Genomic DNA, 17372 nt, shown 5'->3' with positions numbered 1-17372 from the left:
CAAAATACTAATTCGCCCGTAGCAGCAGCCCACCCTCCCCGGGCCAAGCGGGCCTGAAAAATGTCGAGGGCAAGGCGCGGCGACGCAGACAGTACACATGTACGGCAAGGAAGCTGCAACGCCGCCATCGGCATTTTCTCGGGCCCGCGTCTCCGGCCCGCTGTTCTTGATCTTTAAAACCTGAACCCGTACAGGCGGCACCGCATTGCACGGTGCCGCAAGCAAGTCCTATTTGGTTTTCCCAGCCGCTGCCGCCCCTTCCGGCAACGCATAAGCGATCAAGGTATCACCCATCTTGGTTCCCAGCGAACCATGACCGCCGGCCATCACCACTACATACTGCTTGCCGGTTTTATCAGACACATAGCTCATCGGCGTGGCCTGTCCGCCGAACGGCAGGCGCGCCTTCCACACCACTTTGCCGTTGCGCACATCGTAGCCGCGGATATAGTAGTCGAGCGTGCTGCTGAGGAAAGCCACGCCGCCGCCGGTGGTGCTCATGCCGCCAAGGCTGGGCACGCCCAGCGGCAGCGGAATCGGCACCGGGGCGCTGTCCATGGTGGTGCCGTTCTTGTGCATCCAGACTTTTTTCATGGTGCGCAGGTCGACGGCGGCCACATAGCCCCAGGGCGGCGCCTGGCATGGGAAGCCCAGCGGCGACAGGAAAGGCTTGATTTCAACGGCGAACGGCGTGCCGGTCTGCGGCTGCAAGCCCATTTCGGTGCCGCTGCCGCCCTTGGCGGTGGCTTGCGCGCGCGGCACCAGCCGTTCCAGGAAGCCCATGTAATCGGGGTTCAGCAGCAGCAGCTGGCGGCCCGGATCGACGGCCGCGCCGCCCCACTCGAAAATACCCAGCGGGCCCGGCGAAATGATGGCGCCCTTGGTCTTGCCGGAAGCGACCGTCTGCGGCGTGAATGGCCCTTCGTAGCGGTGCTGGCGGAAGATGATGCGGCAGGCCAACTGGTCGAACGGCGTGGTGCCCCACATATCGGTTTCGCTGATGTTTTTCTCGGGCAGGAAGGTCAATGCCGAGAATGGCTGGGTCGGCGAGACGCGGTCGCCAGCGGCCACGTTACCGGTCGGTACCGGCTTTTCAGGCGCCGGCACCACCAGGCTGCCATCGCGGCGGTCGATCACATAGATGTCGCCGCGCTTGGTGGTGGCGACCACCGACGGCACCTTGCCTTTGGGCGTGTCGATATCGACCAGGGTCGGCTGGCCGCCGATATCCATGTCCCAGATATCGTGATGCACGGTCTGGTAGACCCAGCGCACCTTGCCGGTGGCGAGATCGAGCGCGACGATGGCGCTATTGTATTTTTCGCCGTTCGGATTGCGGTTGCCGCCCCAGGTATCGGGCGTTTCGTTGCCCATCGGGATATACACCATGCCGAGCTTTTCATCGACGCTGGACACGCCCCAGGAATTGGGCGAGTTGTTGGTGTAGGTCTGGCCGGCCACGATGGGTTCGGTGGCGTCCGGTTTCGAGGCGTCCCAGTTCCACATCAGCTTGCCGGTGACCGGGTCATAGCCACGGATCACGCCCGACGGCTCTTCCGTCGAATCGTTGTCCGTCACGCTGGCGGCCATCACGATCATCTTTTGCGACAGCGCCGGCGGCGAAGTGGGCATCAGGAAACCGCGCTTTTTCATCGCCATGCCGTGGTACAGGCCTATCACGCCGTTTTCGCCAAAGCTCTTGCACGCTTCGCCCGTATCGGCATTGACCGCGATCAAAGTGGCGTCCATGGTCGGCGCGAAAATGCGGCGCGGGCACTCCATACCAGCGGCTTCCGGCGCCGGATCGTTCTTGGCGCGCCCTGCGTTCACATCCCAGTACGACACGCCGCGGCAGATCATGTGCTGGTAGCTGGCCGCGTCACGGTTGATTTTTGGATCGTGGCGCCACAGTTCCTTGCCAGTGTCCGGGTCGAGCGCGATGACGATATTGTGCGGCGTGCACAGGTACAGCATGCCGTTCACTTTCAACGGCGTGACTTCGTTGGCAATTTCAACCGGATCGGTCGGCCCCTTGAAGTCGCCCGTATGGAATACCCACGCTTCCTTCAGCTGCGATGCATTCGCCGGCGTGATCTGCGCGGCCGGCGCATAGCGGTCGCCATAGCCTGAACGCCCATACGCCGCCCAATCATTGGGCGCCACGCCGGGCGCAAAGTCGCCCTGCGGCGTGGCCGCCATGCTCTCGTTCGATACCTCGCCATGCAGGTTGTGATAATCCTGGAACAGCGCGAAGATGCCCACTGCCAAGGTGGCCACCACGGCGACCAGCAGGGCGCGCTTGCCTGTGTCCCTGGCCGCAACGCTGTGGTCGGCTTGCTCCAGGCGCCGGCCAACGAAGGGCAGCAGCAGCCAGACGGCGGCGGCAAACCAGATATCGAGGCGCGGCAGCAGTTGCCACCAGTCAAACCTGACTTCGAAAATCGACCAGATCAGGGTGGCGGCCAGCAAAAATGCCAGGAATGAGCGCGCCGTGCGGCGGCCCTTGAACACCAGGGCGCCGGCGATGATCATGCCGATGCCGGCCAGGATGTAATACCAGGAGCCGTTCAGGGTCAGCAGCCAGATGCCGCCCCCTGCCAATACCAGACCCAGTAAGATGAAGAGTATGCCGGTCACCAGCAGCAGTGGTCCGGGCCGCGCAGTTGCAGAGCCAGAGGGAGTCATGATGGTCCTGGTCAAGGATGGAGAAGAATAACCATACTATCCCGATAATGATTTGGTCGTCAGAAGTTTGCTCTGGCGTGCGCGCGCCCTATCCTTCGCGGCCATCGACCCTGGGCCGCCACAGGTAGGGTGCGTACTGCACGGCATACAAAATGAACGCCAGTGACCAGCACGCACCCGCCGCCAGCAGCGCCGGCATGGCCAGCGAAGATGGGCCAACCGCCGCCAGCAAACGGCTGACTGCGCCCAACTGCACCAGCCAGTACATGGCCATTTCCGGCCTGCCGGCCTTGAGCGGGCGGCCCGTGTGGCCCAGGGTGGTGCGCGTCATCATGCCGATGATCAGGCCCGCCATCGAGCCCACCGCCAGCGCATGGAAGGCGGCGCTGGCCGGCAGCAGTTGCAGGCTGGCAGCGGCCAGCAGCATGAAGCCGATGCCGATCCAGGCATATGAAACATGCAGTATCCACAGCAGCGGCACGCGCAAGGTGCGCCATGGCTGCCAGGCCAGCAGATTGGCCAGCGACATGGCGCCGGCTGCCAGGCACAACGGCGCCGTCAACAGACCCGGCGCGCCGGCCAGCCAGCTGATACCGGCCAGCGCCATCAGGGCAACCGCCAGCAGCGCGCGTTTCGGGCTGGCCACTGGTGTGCTGCCAGGTGCACCATTGCGTGTAAACATGGGAATGACGCGCGCACCCAGCACCGATTCGATCAGGACGATAGTGAAAATTGCCGCCTGCACGGGAACAAAATACGACAGCGCCAGCACACCCATCGCCGAAGCGTGATACAGGCCGTTGGAGATAGTCAGCAGCGCCAGCAGGCCGACCAGGAACAGGTTGCGATGGTTGCCCGAGCGCTGCAGCACCTGGAACAAGGGCCAGGCCGACAAGGGCAGGAACAGCATGTCGACGGCGGCGGCCACCGGCGCGTTCGCCGCCAGCATGGCCACCCGCCCCGCCAGCCAGATACCAGCCAGCGCCATCAGATGCAAGCCTTGCGGCGTGGGCAGTCCGGTCCAGTTACGCCCGGCCGTAAACAGAAAGCCTACCACCACGGCCACTGCAAAGCCAAACACCATTTCATGCATATGCCAGCCCATGCTGACCTGCAACATCCCTGTGCTCAAACCCATGTAACTGACCAGCCACAGCGGAATGCTGACGGCGGCAAACAGCGCGGCCAGCAGGTAGAACGGGCGAAAACCCAGCTGCCACACGGGGTGGCCCGGCTTCCAGGGCAAGGCGCTGCCTGCAGCTGCGGGATGGGAGGGTTCGCTGATCGGGGTGATGGCCATGATGGACTCGCATTTAAAGATATATTCAATATACTACTTTAAATGCGCGATGCTGTCATCGGCCAAAATGCGTATGCCGCGTATGCCAAGTAGGTCAGGTTAGCTGGCCGGAGGCCAGCGTAACCCGACAACGGTGTTGGCATGGGCCGGTAGTGATGTCGGGTTACGCGCCAGCGCTAACCCGACCTACTATAATCAGGTATCCGAACTATCACCGACACACCATGCTGCAGATCGCCTTCGAATCCCCAAACCAGCCCGAGATCATCGCCCTGATCGCCGACCTGGACGCCTACCAGCTGAGCCTGTATCCACCCGAATCCGTCTATGCGCTGGACTTGCAGGCGCTATTGCAGCCGCATGTGAAATTTGCCGTGGCGCGAGATGCAGATAACACCATCGTCGGCTGCGCCGCCGTGGTATTGAACTCTGAATATGGCGAAATCAAACGCATGTATGTGAAGCCGGAAGTGCGCGGCCTGGGCGCGGCAAAGAAACTGATGGCGCTGCTGGAACAGGCGGCGCGCGATGCGGCCTGTCCTTTGATAACGCTGGAGACGGGGCCGTCGCAACCGGAGGCGATCGCGCTGTACCAGCGCCAAGGGTTCGAGCGCTGCGGGCCGTTTGGGGGTTATCGCGACGATCCGCTCAGCGTGTTCATGCAAAAGCGGCTGGGGTAGTCACGCCACGACTGATTGGTCTTGCCCATCGTAGGCGCCGACAGCAACAGGCAAGGCGCCAATGACCACCGCGCCGGCTGCAGGCAAGCCAATCAATACGGCGCTCAGCACCTCCTGCCGCGATGCGCCATGCGATTTGGCTGAAAGCACATGAAATGGAATGCCCGAGGTATTGCCAGTGGCGGCCAGCACGGCGATATAGGCCAGCTCTTCGGTCTTTTTATCGAGCGCACTGGCGGCATCGAGTGATTTGGCCACTTGCAGCCACGCGGCCGCATGCGCCGGCGCTTCTTGCATGAAGCAGGAATATGCTTTTGAAACGCTCATGATTGATCCCTTTTCCAGAACGGATTATCACTTGATTTGAAATGCCCGAACAGCGATTCATAAGGCCAGCCATCATCGGCGACGACGTTGCAATCGCTGGCGTGCACACAATCATGCAGCAGCATGACCGGGTCGGCAATGGCCGGAAGGGGAAAGGCCGCCATGATACGCCTGGTGGCGGCGGGAAGCTCGTCATCACCGGGGCCGTCCTCTTCAATCAACCGGGCAGTCCTGCGCATTTCTTCCAGATTGCCGTTGCCTGAGAATTTCAACAGATCATGCCACGCCGGCAATGCCATCATCAGAGAGAGCAGTTCCGCGAGATTGGATGCAATACGGCCGGCCTGGCCTTCGGAACTGACATAAAGTATCGGGCAACGTTCGATCTCGCCATCTCCATAAGCGAGAAAAACGCCCCCGCTGCTGTCACCGGCTATCACCATGAACGGCTGTTGCGGCGCCAGTTTGATCCAGGCATTGTCGCGGGCAGCCCGGCTCAAATCGAAGTCGAAGTGCCGGGCCAGGTCGTGCGTTGCTGACTGCGATCGCTGCAAATCGTCCAGAGTAATCATCGGCATCTTCCCTTTATAGATGGCGCACTTGCTTTGGTGGCGTGTCCCAGTTGTCGTTTCTGCCGTCCAGACAGGTGATGGGGGCATGCGACAGTTCTTCTGGCGTCACATCATCGAGGCAGGCCAGGTTGACAGCGTGGAATTTTCCCCAGCGCGGCGACTGGCCGATGCCGAAAGGACGCACGCCGCAGTGCCGGCAAAACAGATGCTGCTCGGTCTTGCTGAGGAATTGATAGAGGCTCAGTTCCGCCTCGCCGGCCAGCAGCCGGAACGCCTCGGGCTTGACGATAGCCGACCATAGCCGCAGCTTGGCGCAAATGCTGCAATTGCAGCGGACGGTGGCTTCGCTCAGGTCGATATCGGCTGCAAAGCGCACCTGGCCGCAATGGCAACTGCCGTGATATGTCTTCACCCGCGCTCCCCTGGTTTGTCGATGAAGCACTGTAGCAGCAGATCACTTCGCCTGTCGATGCTCGACCGCATACACGGCCGCCTGCACGCGGCTGTTCAGGTTCAGTTTTTTCAGCACGTTCTGCACATGGATCTTGACCGTGCTTTCGGCCAGGTCCAGGGTGCGGGCGATGCCCTTGTTGCTTTCGCCGCGAGACAGGCAGTCGATGATCTCCTTTTCGCGCGGGGTCAGCTTGTCCAGCTCCGAGGCTGGTTCCTCGCGCCGCGTGCCCGCCTGCAGCTGGGCCACCAGCTTGCCCGTCATGGCTTCGGCGATCACCACTTCGCCGGCGGCGGCGCGGCGGATCGCCCGCACCAGGTAGTCGGCGTCGATATTCTTGATCAGGTAACCGCAGGCGCCCGCGCGCAAGGCGGTGGCCAGGTCCTCGGCGTCTTCGGACACCGTCAGCATGACGATCGCGGTGTCGGGGCAGTCCTGCTGCATCAGTTGCAACGCTTCGACGCCGGACATGCCGGCCATGTTCAGGTCCAGCAGCACTACGTCGGGCTGCAGGCGGATCGCCAGCTTGATGCCTTCGACACCATCGGCCGCCTCGCCCACCACGGAAAATTCATCGTGGCGCTGCAGCAGCGAGCGTATGCCGCTGCGAAACAGCGCATGGTCGTCGACCAGCATGACGGTAATCGGTTTGTCGGCAGTAGTCATGGTCTCCGTCTTTCTTTAGGTATTCAGGCTGCCCGGCGCTGTTCGCGCGGCAGGTGCAGTTCAATGGTGGTGCCGCGTCCGGGCGCGGCATGCACCTCGAACGTGGCCTCGATGCGCTGCGCGCGCTCGCGCATGATGTGCAGGCCGACATGGCTTTCGCCTTTTTCCAGCACGGCGGCGGCGTCAAAACCGACGCCGTTGTCGCTGACGGTCAGCGCGAAGTCCTGGTCATCGGCCAGACGCACTTCAACATGGCTGGCCTGGGCGTGCTTGCGGATATTCGACAGCGCTTCCTGCACGATGAATAATAGCTGCAATTGCTGCTCGCGCGGGAACGGCGCGCCGTCGACGTCGGCCAGCAGTTCAGCGGCGATGCCGGTCTGGCGGCGGAATTTGTCGAGCGCGGCGCGCAGTGAGCCGATCAGGTCATCCTCCATCAGCCGGCTGCGAAAGTTCAGCAGCAGCTCGCGCACGTCGTCATAGCTTTCCTTGATGCCGGCCTGCAGCGCCGGCACGATGTCCTGTACCTGGTCGTAGCGCGCCTTGCGCACCGAGTCGTCCAGCATCTGCACCTGCAGATTCAAAAAATTCAGGCTTTGCGCGATGCTGTCGTGCAGGCCTTGCGCCACCAGGTTGCGCTCTTCCGACACGGCCATCTCGCGCTCGCGCGCGGCCAGGCGCAGGTTTTCCAGCGCAATGCCCAGCAACTGGCCCAAGGTTTCCAGCAGCGCCAGCTCGCGCGCCGAAAACACGCGCGCATGGCGAAAATGCAGGTTGAAAAAGCCCATGTGCTGTTCATGCGCGTGGATCTGGAAGACGGAAACCGTAGCAAAGCCTTCGCGGTGGCATTTCAGTTCGTGCGCGCGGTCGATGCGGCGCATGTCGTGGATCTTGGCGACATTTTCCTGCACCGCCGTGCCGCACAGGCAGTCGCCCACTTTCAGGCAGTGTTCGGATGCCACCAGTTCTTGAGACAAGCCCGTATGCGCCACCATGTGCAGGTTGCCGCGCTCGGCGTCGAGCACGCGCACGGTGGAGCCGTCGGCTTCAAAGTAAGCCACGATGCGCTCCATGAAGCCGCCGCAGAGCGCTTCGAGCGGCTGCGGGCGCTGCAAAAAGGCGGCGCTTTCATACAGCAGCGCCAGTTCGCGGTTGCGGTATTCCAGGGTGGCCGTCTTGCTGCGCACGCCCTCCTCCAGGTTGCCATACAGCGCCTGCAAACGGTCGGCCATCTGGTTGAAACCACTGGCCAACTGGCCGAATTCGTCATTGCTGTCGACCGCCAGGCGCACGCTGAAATCGCGCTCCTTCATGCGCTGCATGCCCAGGCGCAGCCGCGTCACTGGCTCGATAATCAGCATGAACATCAGGTAGATCATGCTGACCGTGCCGACAATCGCCATGCCGACCAGGATCAGCTGCGAGCCGCGCAGCCAGAAAGTGCGCTGCTCGCTGTCACGCTCGATCAGGCGCACCAGTTGATCGACGCGGCCGGCAAAGTCCTGCGCTTCAAGTTCGAAAAGACGTGCCTGGGTGCTGGAGTTCACGGCCAGCGCGGCCGGGCGCAACTGGCCGCGCCATGCCTGGACGATACGCTCGAATTCGGTCTTGATGGCGGCGGACGGCGGCAGGAACAGCGGGCGTTGCGGATCGCCACGGCCGATCTTGGCCAGCATCTCGTCGACCAGCAGCACTTGCGGCTGCACGCCGGAGCGCGTCTCGCCGCCCACCAGCAAGGTCAGTCGATAGGTCTGCATGCGCAGCCTGCCCGTTTCATTGATGGCGGCAGAACTGCCTTCGAGCTGCCAGGACAGGAACAGGGTGCAGGCGATGGCCGTCAACGCCAGCGCCAGCATGCCCAGCATGGCGCCGACGATCTTGGTCGACAGTTTTTGCCAGGAGGAGATCATTTGGTTGAGGCTCATGCTGTTCCTGTTTTCCTTCTAATATGCCGCCGAATTGGAGAGAGTTTCGACCCCGCAGCAGAAATCCGGGGTCAGACGGGGACGCCGAGTCCCGGCGGGTCTGACCCCGGCAGTTTGCTCAGCCGCCGGTCTGCGCCATGAAGCGGATTATTTTATCCGGCTGCGTATTGAAATCATGCTGCTGCGGCTTCAGTTCGATGGCCTGGCGGATGGCCGCTTCCAGCTCCGCGTCGCTGGCCCCGCCGCGCAGCATGGGACCGAAAGCAAATTTTTCTTCCTGGCCCAGGCACAGGTACAAGGTGCCGTCGACAGACAGGCGCACACGGTTGCAGGTCGCGCAAAAGTGCTGCGACATCGGCGTGATGAAGCCGATGCTGGCCTGCCCGTCCGCTGTCGACAGATAACGCGCCGGCCCGCCTCCCAGTTCTGCCGCCTGCGGCACCAGGCCGAATTTTTCAGTCAGTCGCTCGCGCACGGCATTCAACGGCATGTACTGGGCATTGCGGCCGGTGCTGCCCATCGGCATCGCCTCGATCAGGCGCAGCATGAAATGCTGTTCGATGCAGAACGCCGCCATGGCCTCGATCTGGTCGTCATTGACGCCGCGCATGGCCACCATATTGATCTTGATCGGCTCGAAACCGGCCGCCTTGCCTGCCATCAGGCCGTCGAGTATCGGCTGCAGGCTGTCGCGCCCCGTGATTTTTTCCATGCAGGCGCGGTCGAGCGAGTCCAGGCTGACGTTGATGCGACTCACGCCAGCGGCGCGCAGCGCCACCGCATGGCGGCCCAGCTGCGTGGCGTTAGTCGACAGCGACAAGTCCTGCAGGCCCGGCAGCGAGGACAAGCGCCCCGCCAGTTCCGGCAGGTTGCGCCGCAATAGCGGCTCGCCGCCCGTCAGGCGCACCCGGCGCGTGCCGAGCCGCACAAAGATGCCCAGCAGGCGCTCGATCTCGTCGAAGTTCAGCCAGTCCTTCGGCTCTTCGAAACCACGAAAACCCTTGGGCATGCAGTAACTGCAGCGCAAATCGCAGCGGTCGGTCACCGACAAGCGAATATAGTCGATGGACCTGCCAAATCGGTCGAGCAACATACCTTACTCCTTCATGTGATTGTACGGCCTGGGGCCGCGCCTGGCTGTACACCAGACGGGCCACCGTCCTAGTCACTCTGGCCTATTGCACCAGCGGCGAGTCCGTGCCTTCGAGCTCCACGCCGGCGATTGTCGCCCTGCCCACCAGCAGGTGCAGATATTGGTGCACGGCGCGTTGCCACGCCGCGCGCGACAGCCGGTCGGCGATCTGCGCCTGCACCGCCTCATAGGCAATCGCCTTGCCTTCGATGCGGCGCAGCACCTGCACGATATGGTAGCCAAAGCGCGTTTCCAGCAAGCGCCCGGCCAGCTCGCCCTCGTCCAGCCGGAATACCAGTGCATCGAACTCCGGCACGCTCTGGCCCGGCGACAGCTGGCCCAGATTGCCGCCAAGCGCGCCCGAAGGGCAGTTCGAATACTGGCCCGCCAGCTCCGCGAAACGCTCGGGTGCGGCCTTCAAGGCGTCGAGCACCGCCTGCGCGGTGGTGCGCAGCAGGTCCAGCGGCGCCTCCGGCGTTACCTGGAACAGGATATGGCGCGCTTCCACCAATGCGCCGCTGCGGAACAGCTGCGGGCGCTGCGCGTAAAAAGTGCGGCAGGCGGCGTCGTCGGCGAGCGGCACTTTCACTTCCTGCGCAAACAGCGCTTCGACCAGGTCGTCGTCACTGGCGGCCTGCAGGCCCAGGCGCCGCGCTTCATCGAGCAGCAGCTGGCGCAGCACCAGTTCGTGCACCGCCTGTTTCAAAGGGTTGCCGGCGCCCTGGTGATGCGCCAGCTCCTGTTCCACTTGCATGTCGTCGATATCGACGCCATTGACCGAGATACCCATGATGTTCTCCTGTTCGATTGACGATTAACGATTAGCGGCGGCGTACCAGCTGCCAGCTGCGGCCAAGGTAGCCGATGGCGCCAAAGCCGCTCCACACGTGCACCAGGCGGGTGAACGGGAAGATGACGAACAGCGACATGCCCATGAACAGGTGCAGCTTGAAGATCCATGGCGCGTCGACGATAAAGCTGGCGGCGTCGCCACGGAAAGTGACCACGTGCTGGGCCCAGGTCATCAGCAGCACCATCATGTGGCCGTCCATGTGCGAGGCCGACACAAAGATCGACGACAGTCCCAGCAAAAGGGTGAGCAGGATCCACAGCAGCACCAGCTTGTCCTTGAAGGTGGTGCGGGCGGCCACGCGGTCATTGCCGAAGCGGCGCGCCAGCAGCATCAGGAGGCCGACCAGGCAGAGCAGGCCCATGACGCCGCCGGCCACCATGGCCACCGTCTGCTTGACGCCGTGGGTAACGCCCAGCGTATCCCAGACCCAGACAGGAGTCAGCAGGCCGGCTGCGTGGCCGAAGAACAGGCCCAGTATGCCGACATGGAACAACGGGCTGCCCAGGCGCAGCATGCCTGTGTTCAGCACCTGGCTCGATTCGGACTTCCAGGTGTACTGCTCGCGGTCGAAGCGCACCAGGCTGCCGAGCAGGAAAATCGCCAGCGCGAGATAGGGATAAATCCCGAATACAAATTGATGCAGGTAATTCATGACCTTCTCCTTCAGTGATGCGGTGCTGCCGCCTTGGGATAGAAATTGACCGGCTGAACGCCACCAGGCTTGAGCAGCGGCTCGATGCCGTCCGCGCCAGGTCCGAAGGTTTCCAGCGCTTCGTCCATGTCGCGTATCGGCGGTTCGCTCAGTTCCTCGGCCTGGACCGGCGTCAGGGTCTGCAGCAGGTCGAACACGCAGGCGTAGCTGCTGCCATTGGCGCGCAGCTTGCGGCCGATATACGCCAGCACGTGGATGGCGTCGCCCAGCAATCGCTCGGCCTCGCCTGGGTCCTGCTGCGACAAAAACTCCAGGAACAGCGGCACGTAGTCAGGCAAATCGTCGCCTACCATCTGCAGGCCGTGGCGGCTGTATTCGGCCAGCAGGTCGACCATGGCCTGGCCGCGGTCGCGCGATTCGCCGTGGATATGTTCGAACAGGTGCAGCGACTGCGACGGATTACGGTCGAAGGTCATCACATACTGCTGCTGCAGGTCGATCAGCGTCGTGGCCTGCAAGTGCGCCAGCAGCGGCTGCAACGTCGCATGCCAGGCCGGCAGGGTGTCAAGCAGCAGGCCATCGAGCGCCGGCAGCTCCTGCTGCAGTTCCGGCTCCGGGTACAGCAGCAAGGCCGACAGCACCTGGTAGCCCTGCATGGTGTTCAGGGAATCAGACATCAAGGCTCTCCTTTTTTTTGCGTGACTTCGGCATCGCCATGAAAATTTCCGAGCCGTGCTTGCGCTTGCCGAACAGGCTGGCGTCGCTGGCGCCGTCCGAGCAGCCGTTGCCGAAACTGAAGCCGCAGCTGCCCTTCTCGTTGAAGCTGTCCTCGGCCATTTCCTTGTGGCTGCTGGGGATCACGAAACGGTCCTCGTAATTGGCGATCGCCATGATGTGGTACATGTCTTCCACCGTGGCCGCGTCCAGGCCCACCTGCTTCAGTACCTCCAGGTCGGGCGTCGTCGCCACATGCTTGCTGCGCATGTAGGCGCGCATGGCCAGCATGCGGTCCAGCGCACGAATCACCGGCGGCTGGTCGCCGGCCGTCAGCAGATTGGCCAGGTATTGCACCGGAATGCGCAGGCTGGCCGTGTCGGGCAGGATGCCGTTCTTGCCCAGCTTGCCCGATTCGGCGGCGGCCTGGATCGGCGACAGCGGCGGGATATACCATACCATCGGCAAGGTACGGTATTCCGGGTGCAGCGGGAATGCCACCTTCCACTCGACGGCCATCTTGTAGACCGGCGAACGCCTGGCCGACTCCAGCCACGAGTCCGGAATGCCCTGGCGCCGCGCTTCTTCGATCACGGCCGGATCGTGCGGATCGAGGAACAGGCCCAGTTGCGACGGATACAGGTCGCGCGGGTCGGCCACCGAAGCGGCTGCCTCGATCTTGTCGGCGTCATACAGCAGCACGCCCAGGTAACGGATGCGGCCGACACAGGTTTCCGAGCACACCGTAGGCTGGCCCGCTTCAATGCGCGGGAAGCAGAACGTGCATTTTTCGGCCTTGCCGGACGACCAATTGTAGTAAATCTTCTTGTACGGGCAACCGGAGATGCACATGCGCCAGCCTCGGCACTTGTCCTGGTCGATCAGCACGATGCCGTCGTCCTCGCGCTTGTAGACCGAGCCCGATGGGCACGACGCGACGCAAGTCGGGTTCAAACAATGCTCGCACAGGCGCGGCAGGTACATCATGAAGGTGTTCTCGAACGTGCCGTACATCTCCTTTTGCATGTTGTCGAACAGCGCGTCCTGGCTGCGCTGGGCAAATTCGCCGCCCAGGTCATCCTCCCAATTCGGGCCCCACTCGATCTTGTCCATCTTCTTGCCGGTCAAGACCGAGATGGGCCGCGCCGTTGGCGGCGTTTCGCTCAAAGGCGCATTCTGCAGCCGCTCGTAGTCAAACGTGAACGGCTCGTAGTACTCGTCGATCTGCGGCAGGTTCGGGTTGGCGAAGATATTGGCGAGGATTTTCAGGCGGCTGCCCTGGCGCGGTTCGATCTTGCCCGCATCCGTGCGGCGCCAGCCGCCGTTCCACTTGTCCTGGTTTTCCCACTGCTTCGGATAGCCGATGCCGGGCTTGGTTTCGACGTTGTTGAACCACGCGTATTCCACGCCATCGCGGCTGGTCCACACGTTCTTGCAGGTGACGGAACAGGTGTGGCAGCCGATGCACTTGTCCAGGTTCAGCACCATGCCGATTTGCGCTCTGATTTTCATGCCATGCTCCCTTGTTCTTCTTCCAACGGGCCTTCGAGCCAGTCGATCTTGTTCATCTTGCGGACCAACACGAATTCATCGCGGTTCGAGCCCACCGTGCCGTAGTAGTTGAACCCCCACGACAGCTGCGCATAGCCGCCGATCATGTGGGTCGGCTTCGTCACGGCGCGCGTCACCGAGTTGTGGATGCCGCCGCGCTTGCCCGACTGTTCCGAACCCGGCACATTGATGATCTTTTCCTGTGCGTGGTACATCATCGTCATGCCTTCGGGTACGCGCTGGCTGACGACGGCGCGCGCCGTCAGGGTGCCGTTCACGTTGAACACTTCAATCCAGTCGTTGTCGACGATGCCGGCGTTCTTCGCATCGATCTCGGACAGCCACACGTGCGGGCCGCCGCGCGACAGGGTCAGCATGCGCAGATTGTCCGAATACGTCGAATGGATGCCCCATTTCTGGTGCGGCGTAATAAAGTTCAGCGCCAGTTCCTTGTTGCCGTTCGGGCTCGCGCCCAGCATCTGCGTGGTGGTCTTGGTATTGATGGCCGGCTTGTAGACGCACAGCCCTTCGCCAAAATCACGCATCCAGCGGTGATCCTGGTAAAACTGCTGGCGGCCCGTCAGGGTGCGCCAAGGGATCAGTTCATGCACATTGGTATAGCAGGCGTTGTAGCTGACTTCTTCCGATTCCAGGCCCGACCAGGTCGGCGACGAGATGATCTTGCGCGGCTGCGCCTGCACATCGCGGAAGCGGATGGTGTCGTGCTCGCGCGGCAGCGCCAGGTGGGTATGGTCACGGCCCGTAATTTTCGACAGCGCGGCCCAGGCTTTCACGGCCACGTGGCCATTGGTTTCCGGCGCCAGCGACAAGATCATCTCGGCCGCATCGATGGCCGTATCGAGCCGCGGCTGGCCGTGCGCAACGCCTTCGGCCAGCACGGTGCGGTTGATACCGCGCAGCACATCGACTTCATGGCCGGTCTGCCAGCTGATGCCCTTGCCGCCGTTGCCGATGTTTTCCAGCAGCGGGCCAATCGAGGTGAACTTCTGGTAGATCTTGGTGTAATCGCGCTCGATAACGGTAAAGTTGGGCATGGTCTTGCCGGGGATCGGCTCGCACTCGCCGGCGCGCCAGTCTTTCGGGTCGAACGGCTGGCCCAGCTCACCGGGGGTGTCGTGCATCAGCGGCGTCAACACGATATCCTGCTGGGTGCCCAAAAACTCTCCGCCGATTTCCTCGAATTTCTTGGCGATGCCCTTGTAGATATCCCAGTCCGACTTCGATTGCCACAGCGGCTGCACGGCTTCCGACAGCGGGTGGATGAACGGGTGCATGTCGGACGTGTTCAGGTCGTCCTTTTCATACCAGGTGGCCGTCGGCAGCACGATGTCGCCGTACAGGCAGGTGGTCGACATGCGGAAGTCCAGCACCACCAGCAGATCGAGCTTGCCTTCGGCGGCCGGGCGCACTTTCACGTCGCGCGGCTTGATGCAGTTGTTCTCGTCGCTCATCAGCGCATTCTGCGTGCCGAGCAAATACTTGAGGAAGTATTCGTGGCCCTTGCCCGAGCTGCCCAGGATATTCGAGCGCCAGACAAACATATTGCGCGGGAAGTTGGCCGGGTTGTCCGGGTCGTCGCACGAAAATTCCAGCTGCTTGTTCTTGATCTGGGCCACCGCGTAGTCGACCGGATTGATGCCGGCGGCTTTCGCGGCGCGCGTCACTTCCAGCGGATTGGTCTGCAGCTGCGGCGCCGATGGCAGCCAGCCCATGCGCTCGGCCTTGGCGTTGTAGTCCAAGAGGGTCATGGGCGCCACGTCCGGGCCGGCCGTGGGCGAAGCGATTTCCTCGGTATGCAGCTTTTCATGGCGCCACTGGCTGGTGTGGGCATAGAAGAACGAGGTGCCGTTCATCTGGCGCATCGGGCGGTTCCAGTCCTGGGCAAACGCCAGCGGGGTCCAGCCGGTTTGCGGACGCAGCTTTTCCTGGCCCACGTAATGGGCCCAGCCGCCACCAGACTGGCCCACGCAACCGCACATCATCAGCATGTTGATGATGCCGCGATACGTCATGTCCATGTGATACCAGTGATTCAGCGCCGCGCCGACGATGACCATGCTCTTGCCGCGCGTCTGGTCGGCGTTTTCGGCAAACTGGCGCGCCACGGTAATCACGTCCGCCGCTTTCACGCCCGTGTGCTTGACCTGCCAGGCTGGCGTATAAGGCACGTCGTCTTCGTAACTGGTGGCGACATTGCCGCCACCGAGGCCACGGTCGACGCCATAGTTGGCCAGCGTCAGGTCGAATACGGTGGCGACCAGCACGCTGCTGCCGTCGGCCAGTTGCAAGCGCATGGCCGGCACATGGCGCATCAGCATGTCGCTGCTGTCTTTGCCGCCAAAATAAGGGAAACCGACCGCGACCACTTCGTCGCTCTTGCCCAGCAAGGACAGTTGCGGATCGACCGGCGCGTTGTTGCCGCCCTCTTTCATCTCCAGGTTCCACTTGCCCGCTTCGCCCCAGCGAAAGCCGATCGAGCCCGCCGGCGCCACGATGCGGCCCGATGCTTCGTCGATCACCAGGGTTTTCCAGTCCGGGTTATTGGTTTCATCGAGGTTGTTGGCCAGGTGCGAGGCGCGCAAAAAGTATTCGGGTGCCAGGATGCCGTTCTGTTCTTTCAGCAGCACCAGCATCGGAAAGTCGGTGTACTGCTTGGCGTACTGCTTGAAGTAGGCCGATTGATGGTGTTTATGGTATTCGTTGAGGATCACATGGCCCATGGCCATCGCCAGCGCGGCGTCGGTGCCCTGCTTGGGCGCCAGCCAGATATCGCCGAACTTGGCCATTTCGCCGAAGTCGGAAGAAACAGCCACGGTCTTCGTGCCCTTGTAGCGCACTTCCGTATAAAAGTGGGCGTCGGGCGTGCGCGTCATCGGCACGTTCGAGCCCCACACCATCAAAAAGGTGGAGTTGTACCAGTCGGCCGATTCCGGCACGTCGGTCTGTTCACCCCACACTTGCGGGCTAGCCGGCGGCAAATCGCAATACCAGTCGTAAAAGCTCAGCGCCACGCCGCCGATCAGCGACAGGTAGCGCGTGCCGGCCGCATAGCTGACCATCGACATGGCGGGAATCGGCGAAAAACCGACGATGCGGTCCGGGCCATATTTCTTGATCGTCAGCGCATTGGCGGCCGCGATCATTTCATTCGATTCGTCCCAGGTGGCGCGCACGAAGCCGCCCAGGCCACGGATGGATTTGTACTGCTGCGAGCGCACCGGGTCCTGGCTGATGTAGTCCCACGCGGTGACCGGGTCCATGGTCTTGCGCGCTTCGCGCCACATTTCCATCAAACGGCCACGGATCATCGGATACTTCACGCGCTGGGCTGAATACACATACCAGGAATAGCTGGCGCCACGCGGGCAGCCGCGCGGCTCGTGATTGGGCAGGTCCGGGCGGGTGCGCGGATAATCGGTCTGCTGGGTTTCCCAGGTGATCAGGCCATTCTTGACATACACCTTCCAGCTGCAGGAGCCGGTGCAATTGACGCCGTGCGTCGAGCGCACGATCTTGTCATGCTGCCAGCGCTGGCGGTACGCGTTTTCCCAGGTGCGGTCTTCATCGACCACGGTGCCGTGGCCGTTTGAAAACGGTTCGGCGCTCTTGTTGAAAAATTTAAGACGGTCCAGAAAGTGACTCATGCTACCTCCACACATGCGCCGCAAGGCAGCGCCGGGTCTAAGAAACGCTGCAAGCTGATTGGCTCAAGCGTCGATGCAATGAGTCTAGCGAGCGGGTGCCGGGAGCGGTATTGGCAAGAAGTCGGTTTTCGGCGCCAGGAATGCATAGGCAGCTAGTCACCCCTCTAGGCACTAATGCCTATGGGCGCAAAACGCCTGC

14 protein-coding genes are annotated in these 17372 nt (G+C 62.4%); 1 reads left to right on the top strand and 13 read right to left on the bottom strand.

Annotated features, from left to right (window positions below):
• Nucleotides 1–228: 228 nt before the first annotated feature.
• Together AC0Z42_RS16960 and AC0Z42_RS16955 are read right to left on the bottom strand one after the other, a co-directional pair.
• A complete protein-coding gene (locus tag AC0Z42_RS16960) occupies nucleotides 229–2685 on the bottom strand; it encodes a membrane-bound PQQ-dependent dehydrogenase, glucose/quinate/shikimate family (RefSeq protein WP_485469371.1) in 2457 nt (818 codons plus the stop codon).
• A gap of 88 nt (nucleotides 2686–2773) precedes the next feature.
• Nucleotides 2774–3985, bottom strand: a complete 1212-nt coding sequence (locus tag AC0Z42_RS16955; RefSeq protein ID WP_485469370.1) for an NnrS family protein — start codon at nucleotides 3983–3985, stop codon at nucleotides 2774–2776.
• A 224-nt stretch (nucleotides 3986–4209) separates the two neighbouring features.
• Between AC0Z42_RS16955 and AC0Z42_RS16950 the strand changes: the two genes are divergently transcribed.
• Nucleotides 4210–4665, top strand: a complete 456-nt coding sequence (locus tag AC0Z42_RS16950) for a GNAT family N-acetyltransferase (RefSeq protein ID WP_485469369.1) — start codon at nucleotides 4210–4212, stop codon at nucleotides 4663–4665.
• Here the strand turns inward: AC0Z42_RS16950 and AC0Z42_RS16945 are convergent, their stop codons facing one another.
• The 11 genes from AC0Z42_RS16945 to AC0Z42_RS16895 form a co-directional block, all read right to left on the bottom strand.
• A complete protein-coding gene (locus tag AC0Z42_RS16945) occupies nucleotides 4666–4992 on the bottom strand; it encodes a carboxymuconolactone decarboxylase family protein (RefSeq protein ID WP_485469368.1) in 327 nt (108 codons plus the stop codon).
• A complete protein-coding gene (locus tag AC0Z42_RS16940; protein ID WP_485469367.1) occupies nucleotides 4989–5564 on the bottom strand; it encodes a hypothetical protein in 576 nt (191 codons plus the stop codon). The genes AC0Z42_RS16945 and AC0Z42_RS16940 overlap by 4 nt, the downstream gene beginning before the upstream one ends.
• 13 nt (nucleotides 5565–5577) lie before the next feature.
• On the bottom strand, nucleotides 5578–5976 hold the full coding sequence (locus AC0Z42_RS16935; RefSeq protein ID WP_485469366.1) for a GFA family protein: 399 nt from the start codon (nucleotides 5974–5976) through the stop codon (nucleotides 5578–5580).
• A 42-nt stretch (nucleotides 5977–6018) separates the two neighbouring features.
• Nucleotides 6019–6681: a response regulator gene (locus AC0Z42_RS16930; protein WP_485469365.1), complete on the bottom strand. Its 663-nt coding sequence runs from the start codon at nucleotides 6679–6681 to the stop codon at nucleotides 6019–6021.
• A gap of 23 nt (nucleotides 6682–6704) precedes the next feature.
• On the bottom strand, nucleotides 6705–8606 hold the full coding sequence (locus AC0Z42_RS16925; RefSeq protein ID WP_485469364.1) for a type IV pili methyl-accepting chemotaxis transducer N-terminal domain-containing protein: 1902 nt from the start codon (nucleotides 8604–8606) through the stop codon (nucleotides 6705–6707).
• A 118-nt stretch (nucleotides 8607–8724) separates the two neighbouring features.
• Nucleotides 8725–9699: a GTP 3',8-cyclase MoaA gene (gene moaA / locus AC0Z42_RS16920; protein WP_485469363.1), complete on the bottom strand. Its 975-nt coding sequence runs from the start codon at nucleotides 9697–9699 to the stop codon at nucleotides 8725–8727.
• A gap of 82 nt (nucleotides 9700–9781) precedes the next feature.
• Complete coding sequence (locus tag AC0Z42_RS16915; protein WP_485469362.1) at nucleotides 9782–10528, bottom strand: peptidylprolyl isomerase; 747 nt, start codon at nucleotides 10526–10528, stop codon at nucleotides 9782–9784.
• A gap of 31 nt (nucleotides 10529–10559) precedes the next feature.
• Nucleotides 10560–11243 (bottom strand): respiratory nitrate reductase subunit gamma, encoded by a 684-nt coding sequence (gene narI, locus AC0Z42_RS16910; RefSeq protein ID WP_485469361.1) that lies wholly within the window; start codon nucleotides 11241–11243, stop codon nucleotides 10560–10562.
• An 11-nt stretch (nucleotides 11244–11254) separates the two neighbouring features.
• On the bottom strand, nucleotides 11255–11920 hold the full coding sequence (gene narJ / locus AC0Z42_RS16905; protein ID WP_485469360.1) for a nitrate reductase molybdenum cofactor assembly chaperone: 666 nt from the start codon (nucleotides 11918–11920) through the stop codon (nucleotides 11255–11257).
• The gene (narH, locus tag AC0Z42_RS16900; RefSeq protein ID WP_485469359.1) at nucleotides 11913–13469 is read right to left on the bottom strand and encodes a nitrate reductase subunit beta; all 1557 of its coding nucleotides are present in this window, start codon (nucleotides 13467–13469) and stop codon (nucleotides 11913–11915) included. Before narH ends, narJ begins: the two co-directional genes overlap by 8 nt.
• Nucleotides 13466–17173, bottom strand: coding sequence for a nitrate reductase subunit alpha (locus AC0Z42_RS16895; protein WP_485469358.1), 3708 nt, complete (start codon nucleotides 17171–17173; stop codon nucleotides 13466–13468). Before AC0Z42_RS16895 ends, narH begins: the two co-directional genes overlap by 4 nt.
• Nucleotides 17174–17372 lie beyond the last annotated feature (199 nt).

This window comes from Janthinobacterium sp. 1L-D-8-B-C4, from assembly GCF_057291295.1.
Note: the sequence above shows the minus strand (reverse complement) of the source record. Positions and strands in the feature narration are given on the sequence as shown.

Coding starts and splice junctions, on each gene's coding strand:
- AC0Z42_RS16960 (WP_485469371.1), bottom strand. CDS start 2,685: ATGACTCCCTCTGGCTCTGCAACTGCGCGGCCCGGACCACTGCTGCTG.
- AC0Z42_RS16955 (WP_485469370.1), bottom strand. CDS start 3,985: ATGGCCATCACCCCGATCAGCGAACCCTCCCATCCCGCAGCTGCAGGC.
- AC0Z42_RS16950 (WP_485469369.1), top strand. CDS start 4,210: ATGCTGCAGATCGCCTTCGAATCCCCAAACCAGCCCGAGATCATCGCC.
- AC0Z42_RS16945 (WP_485469368.1), bottom strand. CDS start 4,992: ATGAGCGTTTCAAAAGCATATTCCTGCTTCATGCAAGAAGCGCCGGCG.
- AC0Z42_RS16940 (WP_485469367.1), bottom strand. CDS start 5,564: ATGATTACTCTGGACGATTTGCAGCGATCGCAGTCAGCAACGCACGAC.
- AC0Z42_RS16930 (WP_485469365.1), bottom strand. CDS start 6,681: ATGACTACTGCCGACAAACCGATTACCGTCATGCTGGTCGACGACCAT.
- AC0Z42_RS16925 (WP_485469364.1), bottom strand. CDS start 8,606: ATGAGCCTCAACCAAATGATCTCCTCCTGGCAAAAACTGTCGACCAAG.
- moaA (WP_485469363.1), bottom strand. CDS start 9,699: ATGTTGCTCGACCGATTTGGCAGGTCCATCGACTATATTCGCTTGTCG.
- AC0Z42_RS16915 (WP_485469362.1), bottom strand. CDS start 10,528: ATGGGTATCTCGGTCAATGGCGTCGATATCGACGACATGCAAGTGGAA.
- narI (WP_485469361.1), bottom strand. CDS start 11,243: ATGAATTACCTGCATCAATTTGTATTCGGGATTTATCCCTATCTCGCG.
- narJ (WP_485469360.1), bottom strand. CDS start 11,920: ATGTCTGATTCCCTGAACACCATGCAGGGCTACCAGGTGCTGTCGGCC.
- narH (WP_485469359.1), bottom strand. CDS start 13,469: ATGAAAATCAGAGCGCAAATCGGCATGGTGCTGAACCTGGACAAGTGC.
- AC0Z42_RS16895 (WP_485469358.1), bottom strand. CDS start 17,173: ATGAGTCACTTTCTGGACCGTCTTAAATTTTTCAACAAGAGCGCCGAA.